Here is a 26,580-nt window from a genome sequence, read left to right as displayed (position 1 = left end):
TTTACCAACTGTGGATAATTTGAAAATCCCTATTTTGACGAAAAACTTTGAAATATACTCTTCATAGCTGAGGAGACAACCTATCTCTTTTAATAATACTCGAAATATGGTATAATTTTCAATAAAACCTTTCTTGTAATTAGGTTGTAAGTATGGATCGTTCCTAATTATAAGTGTTTTTTATTAGACAATGATTTTTCTGGATTACCTACTTGATAAATGGAAGTTTGATTAGGAAGTGATCGAATGTTGAAAGAAGTTCATTACAAAAATTGGAAAAGTTTTTCTAATGCAACATTATACATTGATCCGTTAACAGTTTTGATTGGAACGAATGCAAGCGGAAAATCGAATGCGTTGGACGGTATCGCTTTTTTGAGCCGAGTGGTACAAGGAAAAGAGCTACAGACGATTTTATCGGGAGATTCTGCTCTTCTTTTAGAAGCGAATATTCAAGCGATACGCGGTGGTGTTGAATGGGCTGCTAAGCATCCACATTCTTCTTTTACATTAGAAGCGGTCATCGAAGGCGATGAAGAAACAGACTATCATTATAGCATTGAAGTGAGTACAAAATCCGATGTGGAGCTTGTTTCAGAGTCATTAGTGAAAATAGACAGAAAAATGAACAAACGGACAAAATTATTCACTGCTACAGCAGAGGAAGACAGCCCGACGGTTGCTGCTTCAGTTTATAATGGAAGACGCCCAAAAAAGAAACCGTTCAAACGTTCTGTATCGGTTATTAGCCAATTAAAAAACCAAGAAACACATCCTGAAGTGGATGAAGCTATACAACTTGTTGTGCATACATTGGAAAATGTTTTTATATTAGATCCCGCTCCTGCTTTGATGCGTGATTATAAACCGTTTTCCAACCGCCTTGCGAGCAATGCCTCTAATGTAGCAGGAGTGCTGGCGGCATTGCCGAAAGAAGAAAAGAAACAAATGGAAAAATTGCTTTCAAAATACGTCTCCCGCCTTCCGGAAGGAGATGTCCAGCGAGTTTGGGCGGAGCCGGTCGGCCGTTTTAAAACAGATGCGATGCTGTACTGTGAAGAGCAATGGCCGGGAAGCGACAAAAAGTTGATTGTCGATGCGCGCGGCATGTCGGATGGCACGCTACGTTTTATCGGAATTTTGACGGCATTATTGACCCGTCCGAAAGGAAGTCTTATTGTGATCGAAGAAATTGATAATGGCCTACACCCTTCCCGTGCGGGAATTTTAATTGATATGTTAAATGAAATTGGCACCGATCGACAAATTGATATTTTAATGACAACACACAATCCAGCGTTACTCGATGAGTTAGGGCCAGAAATGATCCCGTTTATTATTGTTGCTCATCGTTCGATGGAGGACGGGGCAAGTGAATTGACACCATTAGAAGATATTCAATCGTTGCCGAAGCTTCTTGCAGGTGGATCGATTGGCAAGCTAGTAGCAGAAGGAGAAATCGAAGAAACGCTGTCGTGGCAAGGAAGTGAGGAGCGGTGAAGCGAAAAATCCTTGTCATTGATACGTCGATTTTATGCTGCTGGTTGCAAGTCCCGGCAAAGAAACATGCGGCGCGCAAGGGAACATTTGGGACTACAGGCGTGTGAACGAGCTTTTGACGGAAGAAGAGAAACGTGGGGCAACGTTTGTCCTTCCGCTGGCAACGATCATTGAAACAGGCAACCATATTGCCCAAGCAGCAAAAGAACGATATGAATGCGCGAAAAAGCTTGTTCACATTATACAAAAGGCGTTAGACAAAGAGTCTCCTTGGGCGCAATTTTCCGAGCAAGCAGAGTTATGGACAGCTGATGAATTGCATAAACTCATTTCCGAATGGCCAAAGCAAGCGTCTGAGCGTTTATCGATTGGGGATGCAACGATTAAAACAGTCGCTGAATACTACGCAAGAGTGAATGGATGGGAAGTCGAAATTCTTACCGGCGACGAAGGGCTAAAAGCATATGAACCAGCAAAACCAACAAGAGTGCCAAGGAGACGAAGATCATAAAAAGAAAAATCCTGTTTTCCTCTATCGATTCCTTTCGTTGTCATTTCGCCTAAATAAAATATGAACATTTTCACAAATCACCCTCAGTGCAAGCCTGCGTTCACAAATAGACTTTATTATTAAGGCAGATACATATTGATGGACAACGAGGGAGGGAAAAGCAAATTTTTTTGTTATTCGATTATTAAACAGAAAAGTTCCATGAGCAACGCTTGCTCTCCACCCGGGATGAAAATGGCCACTCCAAAGGCGCGCATTTTCACGGAAAAGGGAAGCGATTACGTCCACCATCCCATGCATGTTGTTGTGCTGCAGAGGTGGTGTTTTTTATGGATGTATCCAATAGGCTTTTTGCATCACTCTTTTTTAAGAATTATTAGACGTTTCGTTGTTATTTTTGTAAAATATAAGGTAAAAATTACTAGTTTATCATAATAGCAGAAACAGCTTTTAAAGGAGCATTCCAAATGGCGATGCGCGATCTTTATAGTTTCAGATTAATTTTCCGACATAATTACCTGTCCGATGTGTGGGAGCACTTTTTCTGGAAATTGAGTGAGATGCTCCAAGAACGAAACAATCGATTCCCGCAACTCTTTTCGATTGGCATGAAACCGATTGGCAATCACGCTCTCTTTCAGCCATCCCCAAATCCGTTCGACCAAATTTAAATTCGGTGAATACGGAGGTAAGAATATCAAAGTCAACCGTTCTTCGTGCTCATGTAGAAAAGGCTGAAGAATTTTGGCGCGATGAATTTTTGCGTTATCCAAGACCATCACGACATGTTTATCCGGATACTGGTCCAATGTGTATTGAAGAAATTGCAGAAAAGCCTGTGCATTGCATTGATTGGTTTCCATACAGTGAAATTCCCCCGTTTTGATATTCACACCGCCTAATAAGCTAACGGTTGCGTGATGTCCATACGCAGGGATTTGTTTTTGACGCCCTTTAACACTCCATGTGGCCCGTAGAGTTTGGTAATCCCGAATATGGCTTTCATCTTCATAGATTATGGCCATGTTGTCGGACAAGTTTTTTTTATGAGTTCCATCTCCTGTTGAAACTCTTTTTGTTTTTGTGGATTGGCCCGTTTGAGGGTATACGTAGGGCGTGTATAGCGAAATCCCCATCGATGAAGCATATCACCAATACCGCCACGGGACATGGTGACAGAAAATTTCTCTTCTAACACATGTTGAATAATCCGGGTATTCCAGCCCGTTTCAATGCCGTATCCTTCATCGGCAGGAGTGCTTTCTTCCAGCATTTTTTTTAATTCCCGTTCTTCTTCTGGAGATAGATACGGCTTTCTGCCCGGGGCGTATCGACGTTCTAATAGCGCATCCATCCCACCTTGATTAAACTTTTGCACGTAAATCGAAACGGTTTCGCGATGGAGGTTCAACAGCTCAGCGGCTTGGATTCCTAAGTAGCCTTGCATCATGAGACGAATCGCTGCAATTCGTTTCGCTATGTTGGCATTTTTCATTCTGCGTTCCTGTTCCTGAAGACGTTCGATCGTCCAACCGTGATCGTTCGTAATTTGTAATCCTTTTTTCTTCATTGATTAATCCGCTCCTTTTTTACTCGTTTAGGAGCAGTATAGACAAGAATACAGGTTGATTAAAAGTGTCGGAATTTCAAACCGAATTTATATAGTCTTACAAGGGACAAATAATACTCTATGACCAATGCAAGTCTCTCCATTGTCCATTACAAGCGTTTTGCCACTCATGGGTGAAACATGCAGTTAGTGGACAAATGATTTTGCAAAAAGTCTTTATTTCGCTTCTTCCGACAATATTTATCTGATACCTGTTGATCTCCATCCATCTTGCAGAGACTCCACTAATGCTGAGAAGACTTCTGGGTTTAACTTCTCCTTGCTAACGCAAGTTCCGTTGTTCCAATGGAATCTTTTTCTAGTAGTGTTTGCAGAACATTCCATAAGTTTTGGTTCATAATATCTACCTCCAACCAATATTTTTATCAAAATTTTACACTATATTACAATTTATGTCATTGTTTTCTAAAAAAATAGGTATTTTCCGCAATCAAATTTGCGGTAAATACGGATGTTTTTTCTTGTTCATTTTGATACAATAAGGGTGAAGTCGGCCGGCCGTTCATTTTAAAGTTTAGGGGGAGTGATGAAATTGAATAAAAACCTAAAAACAATTGCTATGTCTTTAGGAATAGGTCTAACTTTGTTGGCAGGGGCTAACGTGTATGCGGCAACCAAAACAGGTACTTTAACGTATAAAGACCTAGAGGCTCGTTATAAACTGGATGTTGATTGGAACTGGTTTGATAATGATAATGCAGTAGCTGAAACAAAATTTGTAAATCCTAAGAGTGGCTATAAAGTAGCTGTAAGATTAGAAATGTGGAAAAATGGTAAGATGCAAGGTTATAAATATCAGGAAGATAAAAAATGGGCACAGGTAACATATTCTTGGACAGGAGTTGATGTGTATCAAAGCAGACACTCTATTAATGATGTAAGCACAAACAAAGAGCTTGTTGTTCGTTCGTTGAGAGACGATTAATAGGAATTTTAGGCAAACATAAACGAGTATATTTACTCATTTATGTTTGCTCGCTCTTTTTTTGAATGACTATTAGTGCCTTAGCTTCTATGAGAGAAGGTGTATCTGTGATTTTCTATTCTATCAAAAATCAATTAAAAGCACATCCCATTACCACTTTTTTTATTGTGTTAGGTTTGTCGTTGTCGGTGTTGATGATTTCAGTAGGAATTTCCAGTATTAACTATTCTCAGCTTCTTGAGCAAGAACAGGCGCGTTACCAACCGCGGCATGCCGTAAGTGTAGACATTACCTTTGCCAAAGAACCGAATTGGCAGCATATCTTGGAACTATTTGAAAGTATCGATCCACAAACAGGGGTTATTTTGGAAGATGTCACATTGCCCCATCGTGATGCTATGATGGCGGTTACGCCGGAATATTGGACAAAAGAAGTGGTAGAACGTTTTCCTTTAATGCAAGGGCGGTATTTTACGATCAAAGAGGTAAGAAGAGGAGAAAAAGTAGCGCTTGTTGGGAAAGAAAGAATGGAAGATGTTATTATCGAAGGTAGCGAGCAATATCTCATGGCAGGGCGTGACAAATACAAAGTAATTGGAATCATTGGTGTTAAAGGAAAAAAGACAAGGGCGATTGATTATCAAGTGGTTATTCCAATGACGTCTCTTCCTGCTGATACAATTAATAAATTAACAAGTACGAAACAGCTACATTTGACCATTCATAACCCGGTTAAGGATACGTATCCGGATGAAAAAATTATTCGAAACAATATGGAACAGTTGTTTCCTGAAGCACAAATGGACGTTTCGCCTTACATGAGTAATACAATGTTCCATGTTGAGCTAAGTGAACGACTCTCGTTGATGGTAATGATTTATTTATTAGCCATTGTGAATGCCATTAATCTTACTTCTTATTGGATTCAAGAAAGAACGTATGAAATTGGTATTAAAAAGGCGTTTGGTTATAGTAATTATGACATTGTTTCCATGCTTTTCTGGGAGATGTGTTTAATTTCCAGTACATCCGTTATTATTGGATATACGATACAGCTGGCGTTCAACCGTGTTATTGAACAATGGATTGATTATCCTATCAATATTTCCATCACCCATCTATCTACAGCAGTTCTATTTGTTGTGCTTTCAGCCGCGCTAACTATTATTATTCCGGCGATAAAAGCGATTAAAATACAACCTGTTGATGTGATGAATAGAAGATAAAGGCGGTAGAACGATGAAATATACGAGGATTGCTTTTGCATCCATTGTAAAAAGAAAACTATCAATCTTGTTGATGGCACTCCAGCTTGTCGTCTCATTTTGGATGATTAACCATGCGTTAATTACCATAGATACGCTCAACTATCAAGAAAAACAGCTTTTTTCCATCTCTAAGATGGATGAGTATAAGACAGTGAAGTTGACGATGCCGGATGGGGATGATACTCAGTGGTTTGCGGAGCGGTTTCGGCAATTAGAAACATACATAAAAAGTTTACCAGAAATCAAAGGATACGGATCATTTAACACAACTAGCATCGTACCTCAAGATTTTCCTAAATGGCAAAAATATCAGCAGCGGAATAAGCAATTGTATGCGGGGACAAGAAGAGAAGATGATATTGAGAGTTCAGGCATTATTTATTTCGATTATGATATATATCGCCTGTTCACAAAGTTTGTCGTTATAAAGGGAAGAATGTTAGAAGAAGCAGATTTCCAAAAAGAAAACAACGATGTGATCCCTGTTTTAGTGGGATACGATTATCGTGATGTTTTTCGCATCGGGGACCGTTTTAAAGCTGAAGCCGGTGCAGGAGAAAAAACTATTAAAGTGACGTATAAAGTAGTCGGGATACTTGAAAAGGGAAGTAGATGGCTGTCAGGAAATGACTATTTTGTCAGTCCCGCTGACAACTTGGATCATTTTTTTGTCGCTCCTTTTTTTCCAGAGCAAAGAGAGGGCCGACCGATCAGTGTTGCCGTGCGATTACATAATACGTTCATCCAGCTTCATTCTGAAAAACAATTTAAGGACGTTAAAGCAGCTATTATGAAAAAGGGGAAAGAATTAGGGATTTCTCCTGTTTTGCAAACTGTTCGAAAAGATGTTGATGCTTATCAAGAGAATACCCGTAAAAGCAATCATTATGCTTTAGCTATCGGAACATTTTTTCTCGTAGTGACCTTGATCGGTGTGATTTCTGTAACAATTTCATCGATTCGTGCACGAAAATATGAATTCGGTGTGATGATGGTGACAGGGGCGAGCAAACGAGATATTTCGTTCATGCTGATCATGGAACTGTTTTTCCTTATAGGAATTTCCGCCGTCATCGGTGTCATCGTCAGCTATCTGACCGAAGTCAATAATGATTTTTTAGGCTATAACATCCGGTTAGAGGCCTTTACATGGTGGTTGTATGGGAAAGTAGCGATCATCGCTATATTCATTATACTATTTTCAGCCATTATTCCATTATGGAACATTAAAAAGTTGGAATTACGGGAGTTGGTGGAAGGGAGAGAGTAACGATGGCTCTCATTGAGTTGGAGAAGATTTCGAAAAAGTACGGGAAAGATGAGTACACAACCGTTGCGTTAAAAGGCATTGATCTAAAGGTGCATAATGGTGAATTCGTTTCTATTATGGGTCCTTCCGGATCAGGAAAATCTACGTTATTAAATATTATTGGCTGTATGGATGTGCCAACGGAAGGCATTTATCGTCTTAATGGGATTAATGTAACAACATTGCGTGATAAAGAACTCAGCCAAATTCGAAACAGAACGATCAGTTTTGTCTTTCAGCATTTTGCTCTCATGCATAACTTCACCGTTTTTGAGAATGTCGCTCTTCCGCTGTTTAAGCGGGATATAAGTAAAAAGGAGATAAAAGAAAAAGTGGATTATTATTTAGAGAAACTTGGTATTGCCGATTTAAGAAAAAAGAATGTCTCGAAGTTGTCAGGAGGGCAAAAGCAGCGAGTGGCCATTGCACGCGCAATGGCGGCAGAAACCGATATCGTGCTTGCAGATGAACCAACAGGTGCATTGGATCAAGAAAACGGAGCGAGGCTGATGGAACTTCTTTGCCAAATGAACGAAGAAGGGAAATGCATTATTGTCATCACACATGATGAAAAAGTTGCTTCTTATACGAAACGAATCGTTCGAATTGTCGATGGACAAATCCAATCAGACACGAAGGGGGAAAGACAATGAATAAAAAAGGAATTTGGTCTGTCATTGCGGTCATTATGACAGCGATTATACTTAGTGGATGGTATTATGCTTTTTACAATAAGCAAAATTTTGAATCATCAGCCGAGGGAACATTTCTCCCAGAGGAGTACGAACCACAATACCATGTGTTTGAAGCGACCATTAATGTCGACGAAAACAAATTTGATCAACTGCTCATCGAACATCGTATTGACTTGCGGGAAGGAAGCTTGAAGTATGCATTATATAACCCTAACGGCAAACTGGTTGAAAAAGGGGAAGTGAAGGCGGGGACTCCTTTTGCTAAAACGCTGAAGGTGAAACCTATCAAAGGAGAATGGATGGCAAAATACTATATCAATAAAGAAACGGATGGACACTATCTTTTAAGAATGAAAAGTAGCTAGACTGCTTTTGCAATGCATTAAGAGCATGTTCACGAGAACATCCGCCTTCCTCCCACTGCTTTAGCTGTGGGAGGAAGGAGGGGGTTATATTTTTAGTATATATTGAATTTTTCGTTCAATATAAGTACACTGGATTTAGAAAGGTAGGTGAATCAAGAATGCTCTGCACTCTCAAGATTAAATTAATGCCAACTCTTGAACAGTTTCATGCGCTGCTGGAAACAATGAAACGGTTTAACCAAGCATGCAACTATATTAGCGAGATTGCTTTTCGCTCCAGAACCTTTTCCAAAACGAAAATCCAGCGGCTTTGCTACTATGACGTCAGGGAAAAATTTGGCCTCTCTGCCCAAATGACCGTTCGTGCCATCGGCAAAGTGTCGGAAAGCTATCGTTTGGATAAAAAAACCTTGCATAACTTTAAAGAAACCGGTGCCATCGTGTATGGCGTTCCAAGAAGGAAAAACTATTTGCCCGTGATGGGAACCACTGCATTAGCAAGAAGATTGTTGAAAAGGCAAAGGCACTCGGATGCGGCATTGCCCTTGAAGATTTAAAGGGCATCCGCCAACGCACCGAGAAAACGGTTAAAAAGCAACAGCGTCGTCAACACTCTTCTTGGTCTTTTTATCAGTTGAGAAAGTTTATTGAGTATAAAGCGGCGATCGCTGGCGTGCCGGTGGTATAAGTTCATCCAAAAAATACTTCCCGCACCTGTCCGGTTTGCGGACATGTGGCCAAAGAAAACAGACCGTCAAGGGATCAGTTTTGTTGTCGAGCTTGTGGGTACGCTGCCCCTGCCGACAACGTGGCTGCGGAAAACATCCGCAGGGCTGCTGTCAACCAGCCGAACGCGGCAGCCAATTAGGCTAGTTGCAAGCCCACGGCTTTAGCCGTTGGGTAGTTGACTTAGATGTGCTCCATGATTTGCAGTTAGAAATAGTATAGGGAGAGAACTGCCGATCGTCTTGTGCTGTTTATCATCGAAAAAACTGGCTTCCTCCTCGGTAGTGTGCAAGGAGGAAGCAGGTTTCTTTTTACCGTCCATCCTTGTTTTCTGTAGAATGAGGGTTTACTGTTTTCCTGCGCAGCAAAGCAGGTGCGTGGAACTACTGTTCAACCTCTTTTTTGCGAATTTGCTTGTTTTAGAACCATGCTCGTTTTTGTCATAAGCCATTGCCGATGGTATTGGTACTAAAGTGTACTATGAAAAAACAAGCAAGGAGTTGAAATTATGGATATTCGCGCGATTTTGAAGCGTGTTTCCCATCGAGATATGATTGAGCTCGCGATGAGCCTAATTGCGCTTGACAAAAAAGCAAAGGAGCGAGCGCTCCAGTTTTTGGAGGAAAAAGGGTATCTCAATGATAAACAGTTAGCACAGAAATATTATCACGAGTACCGTGACAAATTTTCAGAAACAATAGACATTATTTCCGAGTTTAATATGTACGGCGGCGGTCCGCAAGAGGAGGAATATCGTGCGTATGAGAATATGGAACATATTCTTTCATTGCTTGAAGACGGGAAGCTGCCGGATGAATGCAGGGAGGAAATGATTCACGGATTGATGGAACAATACCTCGAGGGAAATTCAGGATTTGACGATGACATATGGGACTGGATTGAACAAATCGCCTGCGAAGAAGAGCATTGGCACCTTATTTTATCGTACTTGAAGCGGTCAAACAGCACATATGATCAATCGCTCATGCTAAAAATTTATCAGCACAAGCTTGGGGATGAAGATACATATGAACTAATGCGGATGCAGCAATTAACTTACGGAAGCGACTATTGGGATTATGTCCAATTTTTGCACCGCAAAGGAGAAGTGAAAAAAGCGCTCGATATCGCGGAACAAGGACTGGAAAAAGGGCAAGGAGCTTTAGATACATTATATGAATACGTATTTCGGCACTACGATCAAATAGGAGAAAAAGGAAAGGCGCTTCAACTATTAAAACGATACTTCCAACACCGTCCTTCTTATGAGTTATATAAGAAAACCATCTCTTATGCAGAGAAAAGCGAAAAAGAAGCAGTGAGGAAAGAATTGTATTCATTTGTTAGCGATCCACGTTACTCCTCTATAAAAGCGGAAATTGACTATCAAGAAGGGAATAGCCAAGAACTCCTTCGCTATGTGACAAGAGACGCGTCTTATGCTGTGTACTCTCGCCGCATCGTCTATGAACGTTACTTACACGAGCGTCATCCGCTTGAGATGATTGCTTACTACAAGCAAAAAGCAGAAGCGTTTATTGCGCAAAAAAACCGCAAAGCGTACCGTCATGCGTTGGAATATATAAAAGAAATCCGCCATGTTTATATAAATATTCTTAAGCAGCCAAAAGAATGGGAAACCTACTACCAGCGCGTCATCGTTCCGTACCAAAGCCGGCTGCCCGCGTTTTTGGATGAGTGGAATAAGTGGAGAGAGGGATGAGGCATCTATTTAGCTTATTTCATACTATTTGCCGTAAGAAAAACTGGCTTCCTTATTGCTATCGTTGAAACGCAAGAAAGGAGCCAGTTTCTTTTTAATGGCTTTTCGCGGCCGCTGGCTTTTTAGGCTTGCTCATTTTGCTTTGGATTGCGTAGGAAACGAAAGAAAAAAAGTTTGTTTCCCCACTTTCCAATCAAACATTAGGTAAGTGATATCATGAAAAGATGACTGAGCACATGGTCGATCGGGTCAAACGTGGAACTGACTGACTTTGTCGAGAATTATTAGACGTTCCGTTGATTATTTTTGTAAAATAAATATAAGGTAAAAGTTGCAATTTTCTCATATTTGCAGAAACGGCTTTTAAAGGGGCATAGGAAAATGGGAATACGCGATCTTTTTTTACAAGTGATGAAAACGTACTTGCAAGCAAAACGGGAAAAGTTTTCAAAGGAGCAGCCGGTGTTCCAATTAGTGACGAAAGCGATTCCGCAAGCAATCGAAAAGTTGCCTTTTATACCACAAGATCGCTATATGATTAAAGGATCGGTTGGCCAAGGGGTATGGACGGATGTCCCTTGGGTCGCCATTATGAATAAAGAAGTCACTACTTCCACGCAGCGCGGATATTATATTGTTTATCTATTTAGCGATGATATGAGCAAAGTGTATCTGACATTTGCCCAAGGTGTGACGGAAACACCGAAAGAAGAAATGATTCGCATTAAACAAGAAATCCGCCAAACGATTCCGATGGGCGGCGACGTGAAAAAAGATGATGAAATCGACCTTGGCGAAAGCAAAAAAGCAAAAGAGTATAAGGACTCTGTCGCCGCTTATATTGCGTATTCGTTCGACGATATGCCTTCGGATGAGCAATTGCGGCGTGATTTGCGGCGAATGATCGAATACTACGAAAAATATGTGGAGATTAAGATGGATATGAAACCAATATCTGAATCACATTCTTATGAAATGATCGTGGACCATATTCACGCTTACATATCTAGTAAAGGTTTTTATTATACGAGAGAAGAAGTGATTAATTTATTTTTGTCTTTAAAAACGAAACCGTTTGTCATCTTATCGGGGATTTCCGGAACCGGGAAAACAAAAATCGTTCAATGGCTTGCCGAGAGCGTTGGCGCGACGGAAGAAAACGGCCGGTTTACGTTAATTCCCGTCCGCCCTGACTGGAACGACGGCACGGATTTGCTTGGGTACGTAGATATTAAAGGAGAATTTAAGGCGGGGCCGCTGACGAAAGTAGTGCGGGAAGCGGAACAAAATCAAGAAGAGCCGTATTTTGTCTTGCTCGATGAAATGAATCTGGCGAGAGTAGAGCATTATTTCAGCGATGTCCTCAGCGTGATGGAAAGCCGGCGTTGGGAAAACGGGAAAATCGTTTCTTCTAAACTGCTTCCGAAAGAAATAGCAGGGCGGGATATTTATCTGCCTGCCAATGTCTATATTATTGGTACAGTCAATATGGACGAAACGACGCATCCTTTCAGCAAAAAAGTATTAGACCGTGCCAATACGATTGAATTCAATCGCGTTCAGCTTGATCATCTCGATTTTTTAAAAGAGTTAAAGCAAGTGCAGCCGATGAAGCTGAATCAGGAAGCATTTGCCGCTAAATATTTGCATTTAAAAGACGTGTATCAACAGTATCCGCATGTTGTCGAAAAAGCAACGAACGAGCTGGTGAAAATCAATACCTATTTACAGCCTTTAGGAGCGCATATCGGCTATCGCGTCCGCGATGAAATCTGCTTTTATCTTGCTTACAACGAAGAAGGCAAGCTAATGACATTTGAAAACGCGTTTGATCATTGCCTCTTGCAGAAAATTTTGCCGCGCGTCTCTGGGAGCGATGCGAGAGTGCAGCGCGCCCTTGAACAACTATTTGCGTTCTGCGCTGGCATTGAATTGAATGGGGAATACGATGCCTTGCTTGATTTTACATACGCAAAATATCCGAAAAGCGCGGATAAAATTTTACACATGTTAAGGAGGTTAGCGGACGATGGCTTTACCTCCTTCTGGATTGGCTCGTGAGGATGTAGAGCTGGTCCATATTGAAACAAAACACGTCACGCTTGTGATCAAAGGAAAGCCATATCATGAGCAATATAAAGGGCTTCAGCAGTACCGCAAACTCGACTTTCACGAATCGATGGAGTTTTTTGTCAAAGGCGAAGACATTTTTGAAGTAAAAATATTTGATATTGATCAACAAAGACTTGTGGAGTGGTCTGCCGGCCACCGCCCGATCTTTTTTGAAAACGGCATTTATCAAATCATCGTTTTTCCGAAAAACGATGTTGAATTAACGTTTTATCATGAACACCCATCGTTAAGAAGAGCGGTCGATCGAATCAGCATCGGCAATCAATATGTGCTAATGGGAAACCTTCAGTTTCAAAACGAAGTGGGATTATCCACGTTTGAAATCCGAATGGGAGATAAAGTCCTGTTAGAAGTGACGATCGAAATTTTTCCGACCAAATTAAATTATAAAGAAGACTATCAAAAGCTTCTCCAAGAAGTAAGCGAGGAAATTTATAATCTGGCGTTTCATTTTATCAAGAAAACGTATCAGCGGGCGAAAGCAAAATTAGACGGCACTCCTTCTAGAAGCGAATTTTTCCGGCTGATGGAGGCGCATTTTCACGACTTTCTTCAAGCCATTCGCCAAATCGAGCGGCAGCCGCATCATCAGCTCGCGACCACCCATGTAAAAGCGAGGGGAGACCAGCTCGGCCGCTTGGATGCAAAAGGAAGAAACTATTTGCGGAAAAGGCCGCAATTATTTTGCGAAGTCCATAACGGAATAAGAATTCAACACCGTTCACTGATGCCGGTATCCGGCTTAAAAGCGAAAAAAGAATTGACGTATGATACGCTGGAAAACCGTTTTGTCAAATGGATGATGGTACGCTTAATCGATAAATTGCGTGATTTATTCGAAAAGGTGCAGTCAAAAAACAAACGATATGAAGTGGAAGCCGACCCGGATTTGCTTGCGAAAATCATGAATATGATACGCGCGCTCGAAGCGAAAACAAACAATGCGTTTTGGCGAACGATCGGGAAACTGGACCGCTCGATCATGAGCCTTGTCTTGCAAATGGCGCCGGGATATCGTGATGCGTATCAAATTTTTTTAATCGTCACACGAGGCCTTGCGCTGCAAGGGAAGCTGTATCAAATGTCCGTCAAAGACGTGGCGACATTGTACGAGTATTGGACGTTTCTGAAGCTCGGACAACTGTTGGGCAAAAAGTATAAACTTGTCAGCCAGGATATTATTCAAGTGAATCGCAGCGGACTATTCGTCAATCTAGAAAAAAACCGCTCCGCAAAGCGGGTATACGAACATCCGCACACGGGCGAAAAAATTATTTTGACGTATCAAAAATATGAAGGAAGGCTGCCGACCATTCCGCAAATTCCGGATACGATGCTGTCGATCGAAAAGAAAGGGAAAGATTATACGTTCAATTACATTTTCGACGCGAAATATCGCATCGATTTTGCAGTCGAAGGAAGCAGTTACCAGAAGCGTTATCACATTCCTGGCCCGATGGAAGAAGACATCAATACAATGCATCGTTACCGCGATTCGCTTGTTGTCCGACACAACGGACCTTATGAAAGAACCGCTTTTGGCGCCTATGTGTTATTTCCTTGGTACGATGAGGATAGTTATCAAGAGCACAAGCTGTACAAAAGCATTAATGAAGTCAATATCGGCGGGCTGCCGTTTTTGCCAAACGCGACTCGGTTAGTCGAACAATTGATCGAGCGTCTGATCGAAAAAAGCCCAGAGGAATTGCAAAAAGAAGGAATTTTGCCGCAAGGAATTATGGAGGAATGGCGATCTTCTTTCGATGAAAAAGTGCTTGTCGGAATGGTCCCTAGCGCACGAAACTATCACGCTCATCTGAGACACCGATTTTACCACATTCCGGTAAAACGGCTGAAAAAAGGATGGCAGGAAGCGGCGTATATCGCCCTTTATCCGAGAAAAGGAGCGGCGCCGGAAAACGGGGTCACGTGTTACGGAAAAATCGCTGACGTAAAATTTGTCGAGCGCTCCGAGATCAAAGAGCTGCCAAAAAACAGTATCGAACAATACGTCCGATTTGAAATCGAAAGCTGGCATTTCTTACCGAACGTCATCAAACCGGTCGGCTACGGCATATCTGTCTACACAATGACCACGTTAAATACATTAAAAGAAGCGAAAGAACTCCCTGAATTGTTCATGAAATCGAAAGAAGAAATCGCTTTATGGAGAATGCTGCGGAGACTGTCCGACCGCATCCGCTTTGACCTTGATGACCGATACTTGGATAAAGCGTCTAAAATTACAGCGTACCGCATCAAAGATATTGTCATAAAGCTCGAAGGAGGGCTGCTAGCCATCACCAGAGGAACCGAACACAAAACAATCCCGGTAGACGCTTTGCTCAAACAGCCGTCGATGGTGTTTAAGGAGATGGTGAGACTGATGGATAGCGATAAAACTTAAAGAAAATAGCACCAACGGAGGGAATAATCATGAAACACTTGCAGCAAAAAATTATTGAATTTCGCGATGCGCGTAATTGGAAACAGTTCCATACCCCAAAGGACTTAGCGATTTCATTATCTCTAGAAGCAGGAGAGCTGCTGGAAAATTTCCAATGGAAAAGCAGCGAAGAGGCTATAAAAACAAACTTGGAAAATATAAAAGACGAAATTGCCGATGTAGTCATTTATGCGCTCTTGCTTTCACACGAATTAGGGATTGACGTGGAAAAAGCTATTATAGATAAAATGAAGAAAAATGAACAAAAGTATCCAATTGAGAAAGCGTTTGGGTCAAAAAAGAAATATACAGAATTATAAAATTGAAATAAGTATTGGTTGGTTTGTTAGATGCATGTTCGCTGTTTCAATTGGAATCATGATCGTGTTCACCCCTTGGTTTTGATCACTGTATATGACTTCTAAGGTGGTGGGTTTTTTTATGTGCATTTATGCATTCGTTATGCGTTTTGCAACACGTTCTAGGAGGCAAAAAGGGTATATAAAAATAGATTCATGATAGAGAAAAAATAAAAAAGTCTTGGATTAATCAACTAAAAGGGGCATTGTGAATTTATCTTTGCCCAGATAAGCTGTCTCCCGTTCACTGAACGGCTGAACGGGAGCCGGCTTGTTTTTTTGTTACTTGGATAGGTTAGGAAGATTTGATTATATTACGACAAAATTCGACAACATTCTTTTTTGTTATTTTAGTAAAATAGGATTATGTCATTAATGGTTGAAGGAGCATGGACGCATGGGATCTAAAGGAATGATTGACAATAAGCAGAGTGGTTTAGTGGGGGATGTTTTAAAAGAATATATAACTAAAGAAAGTAAGCTGTCGATTGCCGCGGCCCATTTGACATTATATGCGTTTGTGGAGCTGAAAAAAGAGCTATCACAACTCGATGAATTCCGTTTCATTTTTACAGAGCCTGCTTTTGTGCGCGGAGACCGTTCGTTAAAAGGACTAATGGAGAAAAACGAAGCGGCACTGTATGGAGTGGAAGAAGAGCGAAAATATAAAGTAGAGTTAAATCAAGCATACATAGCCAAAGAATTAGCGAAATGGCTGAAACGAAAAGCACAAATTAAATCAGTCACCAATCAGCGCATTCAAGGCGGTTTGTATCATGTCAAAAACAACGATGGAACGCAAATCGGCTTAATCGGCGGTGCGCCGTTTTCCAGCCCAGGTCTAGGCTACAGCAACTCTTCCAATATTTATATTAACCATATTGTCGACGATGAGCATTCAAATACCCAACTGCTTCGTCAGTTTGACGCCATTTGGCAAGATGAACAAGCACTGCAAGATGTGAAAGACGAAATATTGCGGCGCTTAGAAGTGATGTATAAAGAAAATTCGCCAGAGTTCATTTACTTCGTGACGCTCTACAATCTATTTAAAGGCTTCTTGCAAGATGCGAAAAACTACGAATCGCTACAAACAAGAACGGGATTTGAAAATACGGTCATTTGGAACAAGCTTTACGATTTTCAGCGTGATGGGGTAATTGGCGCCATCAATAAAATCGAAACGTATGGAGGATGTATCATCGCCGACAGCGTCGGGCTCGGAAAAACGTTTGAGGCGTTAGCGGTCATTAAATATTACGAACTGCGCAATCATCGCGTTCTCGTGTTGGCGCCAAAAAAATTAAGAGAAAACTGGACTATTTACCGTTTAAACGATAAGCGCAACATTTTGGCGGAAGACCGCTTTTCCTATGACTTGCTCAACCATACCGATTTATCGCGCGAGCGCGGATATAGCGGCGATATTAATTTGGAGCATGTGAACTGGGGAAATTATGACCTAGTCGTCATCGATGAATCACACAACTTTCGCAATAATGATCCGCGCAACGATCGGGTGACGCGATATTCCCGCTTGATGAACGATATTATTAAAGCGGGAGTGAAAACGAAAGTGTTAATGCTTTCTGCCACTCCTGTCAATAACAAGCTCGATGACTTAAAGAACCAGATTGCCTTCATTACGGAAGGAAATGACAAAGCGCTAGCGGAAACGGCGAACATCAAAAGCATCAGCCAAACGATCCGCCGCGCGCAGTCGCAATTCAACAAATGGAGCAATCTTCCCGAAGAAGAGCGGACCACTGAGCGGTTGTTAGATGTGCTAAACGGGGATTATTTCACCTTGCTTGACTCATTAACAATTGCCCGTTCACGCCGCCATATTGAAAAATATTACAATGTGAACGCGATCGGCTCGTTTCCGACCCGCCTGAAGCCAATCAATATTAAAGAAACGATTGACGACAAAGATGAATTTCCGCCGCTGGAGAAGATTAATAATGAAATATTGCGGTTGCGATTGGCGGTATATTCGCCGATGCAATACATCTTGCCTCATAAAAAAGCAGTTTATAGCGAAAAGTACGATACGAAAGTAGCAAACGGAAGAATTTTTAAACAAACCGACCGGGAAAATAATCTTGTCTATTTAATGAAATCTAACTTGTTGAAACGATTAGAAAGCAGCATTCATTCCTTTTCTTTAACATTGGAAAACATCATTCATCAGATTGATTCGCACATTCAAAAAATAGATCACTATGATCCGAAAAACGAAATGATCGGAGATATTAACGACATTGACATCGAAGATCCTGACTTAGAAGACGCGTTAATCGGCTCGAAAGTGAAAATTTTCATCAAAGATATGGACTTAATCCGCTGGAAGCAAGATTTATTATATGACCGCGAAATTTTGGCGAAGTTGCTTGCGCAAGCGAGAAGGATAACGTCAGATCGCGATAAAAAATTATTGGCATTGAAAAAAGTCATTCAAAACAAAATCGAGAATCCGATTAACGGCCAAAACAAGAAATTGCTCATTTTTACTGCGTTTGCGGATACGGCGAAATACTTGTATGAAAACTTGCATGAATGGATTTATCGTCAATTTGGCTTGCACTCTGCCGTAGTAACTGGCTCGGATCACCCAAAAACTACATTAAAAATGAAAAAAGTCGACTTCAATAATGTCTTAATGAACTTTTCACCTATTTCGAAAGAGCGGGCAAAAGTAATGCCCGAGATGAAAGAGGAAATTGACATACTAATTGCTACTGACTGTATTTCCGAAGGGCAAAACTTGCAAGACTGTGATTATCTCGTTAACTATGATATCCATTGGAATCCGGTTCGCATTATTCAGCGTTTTGGTCGTATCGACCGGATTGGCAGCAAAAATGAACGGATTCAACTAGTTAACTTTTGGCCGTCGCTGGAACTTGATGAATATATTAATCTCGTCAACAGGGTAAAAGACCGAATGACGATTCTCGATATTTCTTCCACCGGGGAAGAAAATGTTATTGCCGACAACAGCAATGAAATGAAAGATTTGGAATACCGCCGCAAACAACTCGAAAAACTGCAAAACGAAGTCATTGATTTAGAGGACATTTCCGGAAATATTTCTTTAACCGATTTTACGTTAGACGACTTCCGCATGGATTTATTAAATTTTATGAAGGAACATAAAGAAGCGGTGGAAAAAGCGCCGCTAGGGCTTTTTAGCATTACCGTGAACAAAAATGAAAAACTAAAAGACGAAATTAAGCCTGGGGTTATTTTCTGTCTAAAACAAATCGATCACGTCACATCATCGAACGAACAAAACGCGCTCCATCCATATTACTTAGTGTATGTGCGGGAAGACGGCACGGTGTTGTATAACCATGTCCACGTAAAGAAAATTTTGGATTTATACCGTTCGCTATGCAACGGAAAAAAAGAAGTGGAGCGGGATTTATACGAAACGTTTTACCAAGAGACGAAAAACGGAAAAGACATGGGGCGATATAAGGCGCTGCTGGAAAAAGCGGTAGAAGATATCGTTGGCAAAATCGATCAGCAAATAACGCTGAATATATTTAGCCTCGGAAGCTTGGACAGCTTGGTGACGAACGCGAATACGAGTTTGCAAGACTTTGAAATTATCTCTTATCTTATCATAAAAGGGTGAGAGCGGTGGCTGGATTCACATTTTATGCTAGAATAGGGCTGGACGATAAAGTCCGCCCTTTACATAAGAAGTTGGATAAAAAAATGTTTTACGATTTCGCCGATTTAACGAAAAAGGAAAAAGACTATATTACGAAATACGTCGATCGGATCGAGCTAACGTATTTACTGACTCCAAGTGTGATTAATATCCAGCCATTCATCAATGAGGATTACCATTACGAAGGGGTTATGTTTATCACGATTCGATTAAGAAACGAAACAAAAGACGCCCACCTTCCTGTCATTGGAGAGATTATTCAAGAAGCATTGCCAAACCCTGTCGTCATCGTATTTGAAAAAGAAGGAAATATTCAGGTTGGTACGTGTTTAAAGCGATTAAACAAAATCGATAAGACGCAAGTCGTTTTGGAAGAATTTGCGTATACTCCGTGGTTTTCATCCGACAGTGACGATGAAATGGTTCGGCGATTCATCGATGCGATTCATATAACAGCGTTATCTTTCTCTCACTTCTTCCGATTTTATCAAGACATTCATATCGCGGTACAGGCGTTTCAGCACGCGAAAGCGGTCGGCGCGTTTTACATCGCCACCGATGAAGAATCACGTCAACTGATTGCGCAAATTGAACAGGCGGAAGCGGAAATCGCGAAGTGGAAAAATCAAATTAAGAAAGAAACGCAGTTTAACCGAAAAGTAGAGTACAACATGAAAATTCAACAGTTAACGAAGCAAATCGAGCAGTGGAAACAACAATTGCGATGAAAGGGGAAGCACGATGGAAAAATTAGATGGAAAATCAATGGACATTGTAAAAACGAACATCGAGGCGTTAAAGCAACTATTCCCGGAAGTGGTCACCGAAGGAAAAATTGATTTTGAAAAACTAAAACTGATTCTTGGCGAAGAGATCGAAACGCGCAATGAAAAATATGAGTTCACCTGGCACGGCAAAACACAGGCGATGAAACTCGCGCAAACGCCATCCACCGGCACGTTGCGGCCAGACAAAGCATCAAGCAAAAATTGGGATACGACCGAAAACCTTTATATTGAAGGCGACAACCTCGAAGTATTGAAGCTGTTGCAAAAATCGTATTTCGGAAAAATTAAAATGATCTATATCGACCCGCCGTATAATACGGGGAAGGATTTTGTGTACAAAGATGATTTCCGCGATAATATCAAAAATTACAAAGAAATCACAAAGCAGACGACAAAGGCGAATACAGAGACGAGCGGACGGTATCATACCGATTGGTTGAACATGATGTATCCGAGATTGAAATTGGCAAGGAATTTGTTGAGAGAGGATGGGGTTATTTTTATATCGATTGATGACACGGAAGCAGCCAATTTGAGAAAACTATGTGATGAGGTATTTGGTGAAAATAATTTTGTTACCACTTTTATCTGGCAGAGAGCTTATGCACCTGTTAATATGAACAAATTTGCTTCTCGTAATCATGATTTTATTCTATGTTATGCTAAGAAAATAGATTGTTTATCACTTTACGGCTTATCAAGAAGTGAAGAAGCAAATAGTAGATATAAAAATCCAGACAATGACCCACGTGGTGTATGGAAGAGCGATAACTTATCAGCTGGACCTGTAGTAGAAAGTAAAGTATATCCAATTACTACCCCGAGTGGTAGAGTTGTTTATCCTCCTAAAGGATATTGTTGGAGGGTCACAAAGGAGCGCTTTGAAGAACTTGTGGCAGATAATAGAATTTGGTTTGGCGAAGATGGGAATAATGTTCCTAGCTTGAAACGCTTTTTAAGTGAAGTGAAATCTACTATTACTCCATTGACTGTATGGACATATCAAGAAGTATCACATTCACAAGATGCTAAAAAGGAATTAAAAGAATTATTCGATGATCAGTCAGTGATGGATTATCCTAAACCAGTAAAGTTGATGAAGAGAATTTTAGAGCTATCTACAAGAGATCATGATATAGTACTAGACTTCTTCTCCGGTTCGGCAACTACCGCCCACGCGGTAATGCAGTTAAACGCTGAAGACGGTGGAAATCGCAAGTTTATTATGGTGCAGCTGCCTGAGAAAACGGATGAAAAATCGGAGGCGTACAAAGCGGGGTATAAAAACATTTGTGAAATCGGAAAAGAGCGCATTCGCCGTGCGGGTGAGAAAATCGTTAAGGAAACAGGAAAAACGGATTTAGATATCGGCTTTAAAGTGTTTAAGCTCGATTCTTCGAACGTGAAAACATGGGATCCTGATTTCGACAACTTGGAGCAAACCCTTTTCGATTTGCAGGATAACATTAAAGAAGACCGCACGAAAGAAGATTTGTTGTATGAGATTTTACTGAAAATCGGCCTGCCGCTTACTATACCGATTGAAGAAATTGATTATAACGGCAAAACGATTTATAACGTTGCCTATGGTTCCGTGTTAGTATGCTTAGAAGACGACATCGATTTGGATATCGTTCAGGAAATGTTGAAATATCAATCCGAGCATATGCCACCGAAAGTCATTTTTAAAGAATCCGGCTTTATTAGCGACGCCGTGAAAACGAACGCGATTCAAACGTTGAAGAAGCACGGAATCACCGATGTTAGGAGTGTGTAACCGATGAAGCTGAAGTTTATCGCGGACTTGGATTATCAAAAACGGGCGATTGACTCCGTTGTGCAAATTTTTAAAGGGCAAGAAATGAGCCAGTCCAACTTCACCGTTTCGTATGGACCAAACGCGGGAATGATTCAAACGGATTTAGGCGTAGGGAATCGGCTCGACCTTACGCCGGAAGAAATTTTAAAAAACGTGCAGGAGATTCAAATGAAAAACGGCCTGCCGCGCAGCGAGCGGCTTGATGGCATGCATTTTACCGTCGAAATGGAGACAGGTACGGGAAAGACGTATGTCTATTTACGTACGGTTTACGAATTACACAAACATTACGGATTTACGAAATTTGTCATTGTCGTTCCGTCCGTGGCGATTCGCGAAGGGGTGTACAAGTCGCTGCAAATTACGAGGGAACATTTTAATGAACTGTATGACCATACGCCAGTAGAATACTTTATTTACGATTCGCAAAAACTCGATCAAGTCCGTAACTTTGCGACAGCGACAACGATTCAAATCATGATCATTAATATCGATGCGTTCCGCAAAAGCTTTGAAGATCCGGAAAAAGAAGATAAAGCGAACGTCATCCACCGTCCGAACGATCGTTTAAACGGGTATCGCCCAATCGAATTTATTCAACAGACGAACCCGATTGTCATTATCGACGAACCGCAAAGCGTCGATACGACGCCGAAATCAAAAGAAGCGATCGCTTCGCTCAATCCGCTTTGCACCCTGCGCTACTCGGCGACGCATGTGGAAAAATATAATATGGTGTATCGCCTCGATGCAGTCGACGCGTATAATCAAAAACTCGTCAAAAAAATCGAAGTGATGTCTGTTCGTTCTGAACCGTCTTTTAATGTGCCGTACATAAAACTAATCGAGGTAAAGGAAAGAAAAGCGAAGATCGAACTGGACGTCGAATCGCGCGGAAAGGTGAAGCGGACGACGAAAACGGTGAAATACGGAGACGATTTGTACGATATTTCCGGGGAACGAGAATTGTATCGTGGCTATATCGTCGAGCAGATTGATTGGACGGAAGGAAACGAAGCGATTGAAGTAAATGGCTATCGTCTGCGGGTCGGTGATGCGATCGGCGATATTGACGATGATGCGATAAAGCGATATCAAATCCGTAAGACGATTGAAGAGCATTTGAACAAAGAGCTGCAGCTTCGCCCGCGCGGAATTAAAGTGTTAAGCCTTTTCTTTATCGACAAAGTCGCCCATTACCGTGATTATGATAAAGATGGCAATCCGATTAAAGGAAAATATGCGGTGATGTTTGAGGAAGAATATAAGGATTTGATCCAAAAACCGAAATACCGCCCGCTCTGGGATGACCCAGGCATTGATAAGGACGTGGAAAAAGCGCACAACGGGTATTTCGCACAAGATAAAAAGGGGCGTCTGAAAGATACAAAAGGAAATACAGAAGCGGACACCGATGTGTACAACCTTATTATGAAAGACAAAGAACGGCTGCTTAGCCTCAATGAGCCGCTTCGCTTCATTTTCTCCCATTCGGCGCTTCGCGAAGGATGGGACAACCCGAACGTCTTTCAAATTTGCACGTTGAAAGACTCCGCGGGAACGTACGTATCGAGACGCCAAGAAATCGGACGCGGATTGCGTCTGGCTGTCAACCAAAACGGGGAGCGTGTGCAGGACTATCATATCAACACGCTAACGGTCATGGCGAACGAATCGTATGAAGAATTTGTCGCGACGCTGCAAAAAGAAATCGAAGAAGAAACAGGAGTCAAATTCGGCAAAATTGAAAAACATATATTCGCCAAACTTATTTATATCGACGAGAAGACGGAAGAGCCGATGCAAATGGGCTACGATTTATCGGTGAAATTATATGAAGAATTGAAGCAAAACGGCTATATCGATAAGCATAGCATGGTCACCTCTGAATTAAAGAAAGCAATAGAAAACTATGACTTGCGCTTAAGTTCGGAGTTTCAGCCATGGCTTCCGGCGATCGTAAAAGAAATAAAACGCCATTTGCAAGCATTGCCGATCAAAGACGCAACCAAAAAGCAAAAAGTGAAATTAAATATGTCTGTATTCAATCAGGAAGAATTCAGACAGTTATGGGATAAAATCAAATATAAAACGGTCTATTCCGTCGATTTCGACAGCGAACAATTGATTCAAAAGTGCATTGAAAGCATTCAAACGATGCCGCACATTGAGAAAATTCGCATTTTAAGCCGCAAGGGAAAAGTTGAAATCGACCGCGTGACAGGAGTACAGGCGCAAACGGTAAGCGAAAGCGTCGAAGATTACGTCAGCTTGCACCATACGCTTCCAGACGTCATTACTGAGCTGCAAAACCGCACGAATTTAACACGCAAGACGATTGTCCGCATCTTAACCGGCTGCAAGCGGCTTGAGGATTTCAAAAACAATCCGCAAAAATTTATCGAAGAAGTGACAAAGATCATCCAGCGTGAAATGAAGCAGCTGTTAAAAGACGGAGTGAAATATTATAAAATCGGCGACGATGCGTATTATGCGGTGGAACTATTCCAAAACGAAGAGCTGCTTGCCTACTTGAATGACAACGCAATTCCGAGTGAAAAATCACCGTTTGATCATGTCATCTATGATTCGGATGTGGAAGAGCGTTTTGCCAAACGGTTTGAAGACGATGAGAAAGTAAAAGTATATGTGAAGCTACCAAGCTGGTTTAAAATTGACACTCCAATTGGCACCTACAATCCTGACTGGGCGCTTGTCATTGAGAAAGACGGGGAAGAAAAGCTGTACTTCGTCCTAGAGACGAAAGGACAGGAATGGGAAGGAGAATTGCGCCCGGGCGAATCGGCAAAAATCTCCTTTGCCCGCAAGCATTTTGAAGCAATTGGCACGGATATTGAATTTGTTGGTCCGGAGAATGATGTGGAGGCGTTTATGCTGCGGGCGGTTAGCCGTTAGTGATGCTTTTACAGGAGGCTGTCCCAAAAGGTGGTACAATGACCTTTTGAGGCCAGCTTTTTTTATTGAATGCTCTCTCCTCTCTTTTTCCTTTCCAGCATTTGTGGCATACTATAGTCAAAGAGGAGGGGCAATATGATGGTTAAGGTTGAGGTTAAACCCAATGTTCTACAATGGGTGATCAAACGCATGGATAATTTTGATCGACTGAAGGATCAGTTTCCTAATATTGATAAATGGATCAATCAAGAAAGCCAGCCGACGCTTAAGCAGTTAGAAAAACTTGCAAAAATGACAGCTGTACCTCTTGGTTATTTTTTTCTCCCTAATCCACCAGAGGAGAAGTTAAGTATTCCTTATTATCGCACGGTGAGAGATGAAGGGGCTGTCCGTCCGAGTCCCAATCTTTTGGAAACGGTTCAAACGATGGAAAGACGGCAACAGTGGATGCGCGATTATTTAATTCAGCTAGGCAATCCGCCTTTAAATTATGTGGGGCGTGCGAACTTGTCAATGGATCCAAAACTCGTTGCACAAGATATGCGAAGAACGTTAAGTTTGGAAGATGGATGGGCATCAAAACAATCAACTTGGCAGGAAGCTTTACGCAATCTTATTAGAAAAACTGAAGATATCGGCATTATTGTCGTCATTAATGGAGTAGTCGGCAATAATACACATCGAAAACTGGATGTTGCGGAATTTCGCGGTTTTGTTCTTATTGATGACTATGCCCCTTTAATATTTATAAATGGAAGAGACGGAAAAGCTGCGCAAATGTTTACATTGGTCCACGAACTTGCCCATATTTGGTACGGGGCGAGTGCCGCATTCGATTTAAAAAGTCTTCAGCCTGCTGATGCTGAAATTGAAAACGTGTGCAACAAAGCAGCTGCTGAGTTTCTTGTCCCTGAAGATGAATTAATTATTATATGGAAACAGGTTGGTCAATCGGAAGATCGTTTTGAACAAGTGGCTCGCCATTTTAAGGTTAGTGAAATTGTGGCGGCACGTAGAGCTCTAGACTTAAACCTTGTGACAAAAGAGGAGTTTTTTTCATTTTATGAAGATTATATGAAACGGCTTCGGCAACAAACGGAACAAACGAAAACAAACGGAGGCAATTTTTACGCAACTCAAACGATGCGTATTGGCCGTCATTTTGCGGAAGCAGTCATAAGCGCGGCAAAGGAAGGAACGATCCTTTATCGTGAAGCCTATCAATTGACGGGGCTTTCTGGTGACACTTTTGCTAAGTTTGCCGAATATGTCGATACGGGGAGATATGTATGAGTTCTAGCCATAAGTTTGTGATTGATACGAACATTTTTATTGAAGCCTATAAAAGGTATTATTCTTTTGATATCGCTCCTTCCTTTTGGGATGCCCTGCTTCAACATGCCGAAAACGGCAACATCATAAGCATTGACCGTGTTAAACAGGAAATTAATAGCTTTCATAAAAATGATGAATTAAGCGAGTGGGCCAATCATTATTTTGCCCAATGGTTCGAGCCAACCGATAAGATTGAAGTTCTTAGAACATATCAAGAAATTATTACCTGGGCTGTTCAGCAGGGGCAATATTTTGAGGCGGCAAAAAGAGAGTTTGCTAGTGCAGCAGATAGTTGGTTAATAGCGTTTGCAAAGACATACAATTTTATTGTAGTAACACATGAACAATTTCATCCTAATTCCAAAAGCAGAATTTTTATCTTGTTTGCCGAGAAGACCCCCCACCTCTAAGCGGAGCGTAGGTGGGGGATGAATCGGCATTTTTTGTTTT

The 26,580-nt window shown here is 41.3% G+C and carries 17 protein-coding genes and 2 pseudogenes; 18 read left to right on the top strand and 1 reads right to left on the bottom strand.

Features of this window, described 5'->3' with window-relative positions:
• The first annotated feature begins 246 nt into the window (after nucleotides 1–246).
• Nucleotides 247–1,500: an AAA family ATPase gene (locus tag DCC82_RS15120; protein WP_015863610.1), complete on the top strand. Its 1,254-nt coding sequence runs from the start codon at nucleotides 247–249 to the stop codon at nucleotides 1,498–1,500.
• 103 nt (nucleotides 1,501–1,603) lie between these two features.
• Complete coding sequence (locus DCC82_RS15115) at nucleotides 1,604–2,011, top strand: hypothetical protein (protein ID WP_199222355.1); 408 nt, start codon at nucleotides 1,604–1,606, stop codon at nucleotides 2,009–2,011.
• A gap of 497 nt (nucleotides 2,012–2,508) precedes the next feature.
• Here the strand turns inward: DCC82_RS15115 and DCC82_RS15110 are convergent.
• Nucleotides 2,509–3,458 (bottom strand): annotated as a pseudogene (locus DCC82_RS15110) (IS630 family transposase).
• A 709-nt stretch (nucleotides 3,459–4,167) separates the two neighbouring features.
• Here DCC82_RS15110 and DCC82_RS15105 point away from each other — a divergent pair.
• The 16 genes and pseudogenes from DCC82_RS15105 (at nucleotide 4,168) to DCC82_RS15030 (ending at nucleotide 26,540) form a co-directional block, all read left to right on the top strand.
• A complete protein-coding gene (locus DCC82_RS15105; RefSeq protein ID WP_233253008.1) occupies nucleotides 4,168–4,566 on the top strand; it encodes a hypothetical protein in 399 nt (132 codons plus the stop codon).
• Nucleotides 4,567–4,673: 107 nt separating this feature from the next.
• On the top strand, nucleotides 4,674–5,792 hold the full coding sequence (locus tag DCC82_RS15100; protein ID WP_094239823.1) for an ABC transporter permease: 1,119 nt from the start codon (nucleotides 4,674–4,676) through the stop codon (nucleotides 5,790–5,792).
• A gap of 13 nt (nucleotides 5,793–5,805) precedes the next feature.
• Nucleotides 5,806–7,104, top strand: a complete 1,299-nt coding sequence (locus DCC82_RS15095) for an ABC transporter permease (RefSeq protein WP_108430410.1) — start codon at nucleotides 5,806–5,808, stop codon at nucleotides 7,102–7,104.
• Nucleotides 7,105–7,106: 2 nt separating this feature from the next.
• On the top strand, nucleotides 7,107–7,796 hold the full coding sequence (locus DCC82_RS15090) for an ABC transporter ATP-binding protein (protein ID WP_062679206.1): 690 nt from the start codon (nucleotides 7,107–7,109) through the stop codon (nucleotides 7,794–7,796).
• Nucleotides 7,793–8,203, top strand: a complete 411-nt coding sequence (locus DCC82_RS15085; protein ID WP_094239821.1) for a hypothetical protein — start codon at nucleotides 7,793–7,795, stop codon at nucleotides 8,201–8,203. The genes DCC82_RS15090 and DCC82_RS15085 overlap by 4 nt, the downstream gene beginning before the upstream one ends.
• 158 nt (nucleotides 8,204–8,361) lie before the next feature.
• A pseudogene (locus DCC82_RS18765) lies at nucleotides 8,362–9,071 on the top strand (RNA-guided endonuclease TnpB family protein).
• A gap of 366 nt (nucleotides 9,072–9,437) precedes the next feature.
• The gene (locus tag DCC82_RS15075; protein WP_097354380.1) at nucleotides 9,438–10,652 is read left to right on the top strand and encodes a hypothetical protein; all 1,215 of its coding nucleotides are present in this window, start codon (nucleotides 9,438–9,440) and stop codon (nucleotides 10,650–10,652) included.
• Between the two features lie 381 nt (nucleotides 10,653–11,033).
• Nucleotides 11,034–12,713, top strand: coding sequence for an MrcB family domain-containing protein (locus DCC82_RS15070; protein WP_097354381.1), 1,680 nt, complete (start codon nucleotides 11,034–11,036; stop codon nucleotides 12,711–12,713).
• Nucleotides 12,682–15,192, top strand: coding sequence for a restriction endonuclease-like protein (locus tag DCC82_RS15065; RefSeq protein ID WP_097354382.1), 2,511 nt, complete (start codon nucleotides 12,682–12,684; stop codon nucleotides 15,190–15,192). The genes DCC82_RS15070 and DCC82_RS15065 overlap by 32 nt, the downstream gene beginning before the upstream one ends.
• A gap of 29 nt (nucleotides 15,193–15,221) precedes the next feature.
• The gene (locus DCC82_RS15060; RefSeq protein ID WP_015863614.1) at nucleotides 15,222–15,551 is read left to right on the top strand and encodes a nucleotide pyrophosphohydrolase; all 330 of its coding nucleotides are present in this window, start codon (nucleotides 15,222–15,224) and stop codon (nucleotides 15,549–15,551) included.
• 436 nt (nucleotides 15,552–15,987) lie between these two features.
• Complete coding sequence (locus DCC82_RS15055) at nucleotides 15,988–19,233, top strand: helicase-related protein (protein WP_097354383.1); 3,246 nt, start codon at nucleotides 15,988–15,990, stop codon at nucleotides 19,231–19,233.
• 5 nt (nucleotides 19,234–19,238) lie between these two features.
• Nucleotides 19,239–20,000, top strand: coding sequence for a DUF4391 domain-containing protein (locus DCC82_RS15050; protein WP_097354384.1), 762 nt, complete (start codon nucleotides 19,239–19,241; stop codon nucleotides 19,998–20,000).
• Nucleotides 20,001–20,013: 13 nt separating this feature from the next.
• Nucleotides 20,014–21,837 (top strand): site-specific DNA-methyltransferase, encoded by a 1,824-nt coding sequence (locus tag DCC82_RS15045; protein WP_097354385.1) that lies wholly within the window; start codon nucleotides 20,014–20,016, stop codon nucleotides 21,835–21,837.
• A 3-nt stretch (nucleotides 21,838–21,840) separates the two neighbouring features.
• Nucleotides 21,841–24,795, top strand: a complete 2,955-nt coding sequence (locus DCC82_RS15040) for a type III restriction-modification system endonuclease (RefSeq protein ID WP_097354386.1) — start codon at nucleotides 21,841–21,843, stop codon at nucleotides 24,793–24,795.
• A 135-nt stretch (nucleotides 24,796–24,930) separates the two neighbouring features.
• Nucleotides 24,931–26,088: an ImmA/IrrE family metallo-endopeptidase gene (locus DCC82_RS15035; protein ID WP_233253006.1), complete on the top strand. Its 1,158-nt coding sequence runs from the start codon at nucleotides 24,931–24,933 to the stop codon at nucleotides 26,086–26,088.
• Nucleotides 26,085–26,540, top strand: coding sequence for a DUF4411 family protein (locus tag DCC82_RS15030; protein WP_097354387.1), 456 nt, complete (start codon nucleotides 26,085–26,087; stop codon nucleotides 26,538–26,540). Before DCC82_RS15035 ends, DCC82_RS15030 begins: the two co-directional genes overlap by 4 nt.
• Nucleotides 26,541–26,580: the final 40 nt, after the last annotated feature.

The organism is Geobacillus sp. LYN3 (assembly GCF_003064505.1).
Classification (GTDB): Bacteria; Bacillota; Bacilli; order Bacillales; family Anoxybacillaceae; genus Parageobacillus_B; species Parageobacillus_B toebii.
The sequence above is the reverse complement of the archived record's forward strand: the minus strand, read 5'-3'. Positions and strand labels throughout refer to the sequence as shown.

Excerpts from the sequence above, each read along its gene's own strand:
- DCC82_RS15035 (WP_233253006.1), top strand. The coding sequence starts at position 24,931 with ATGATGGTTAAGGTTGAGGTTAAACCCAATGTTCTACAATGGGTGATC.
- DCC82_RS15060 (WP_015863614.1), top strand. The coding sequence starts at position 15,222 with ATGAAACACTTGCAGCAAAAAATTATTGAATTTCGCGATGCGCGTAAT.
- DCC82_RS15045 (WP_097354385.1), top strand. The coding sequence starts at position 20,014 with ATGGAAAAATTAGATGGAAAATCAATGGACATTGTAAAAACGAACATC.
- DCC82_RS15090 (WP_062679206.1), top strand. The coding sequence starts at position 7,107 with ATGGCTCTCATTGAGTTGGAGAAGATTTCGAAAAAGTACGGGAAAGAT.
- DCC82_RS15105 (WP_233253008.1), top strand. The coding sequence starts at position 4,168 with ATGAAATTGAATAAAAACCTAAAAACAATTGCTATGTCTTTAGGAATA.
- DCC82_RS15120 (WP_015863610.1), top strand. The coding sequence starts at position 247 with ATGTTGAAAGAAGTTCATTACAAAAATTGGAAAAGTTTTTCTAATGCA.
- DCC82_RS15065 (WP_097354382.1), top strand. The coding sequence starts at position 12,682 with ATGGCTTTACCTCCTTCTGGATTGGCTCGTGAGGATGTAGAGCTGGTC.
- DCC82_RS15055 (WP_097354383.1), top strand. The coding sequence starts at position 15,988 with ATGGGATCTAAAGGAATGATTGACAATAAGCAGAGTGGTTTAGTGGGG.
- DCC82_RS15075 (WP_097354380.1), top strand. The coding sequence starts at position 9,438 with ATGGATATTCGCGCGATTTTGAAGCGTGTTTCCCATCGAGATATGATT.
- DCC82_RS15070 (WP_097354381.1), top strand. The coding sequence starts at position 11,034 with ATGGGAATACGCGATCTTTTTTTACAAGTGATGAAAACGTACTTGCAA.
- DCC82_RS15085 (WP_094239821.1), top strand. The coding sequence starts at position 7,793 with ATGAATAAAAAAGGAATTTGGTCTGTCATTGCGGTCATTATGACAGCG.
- DCC82_RS15040 (WP_097354386.1), top strand. The coding sequence starts at position 21,841 with ATGAAGCTGAAGTTTATCGCGGACTTGGATTATCAAAAACGGGCGATT.
- DCC82_RS15030 (WP_097354387.1), top strand. The coding sequence starts at position 26,085 with ATGAGTTCTAGCCATAAGTTTGTGATTGATACGAACATTTTTATTGAA.
- DCC82_RS15095 (WP_108430410.1), top strand. The coding sequence starts at position 5,806 with ATGAAATATACGAGGATTGCTTTTGCATCCATTGTAAAAAGAAAACTA.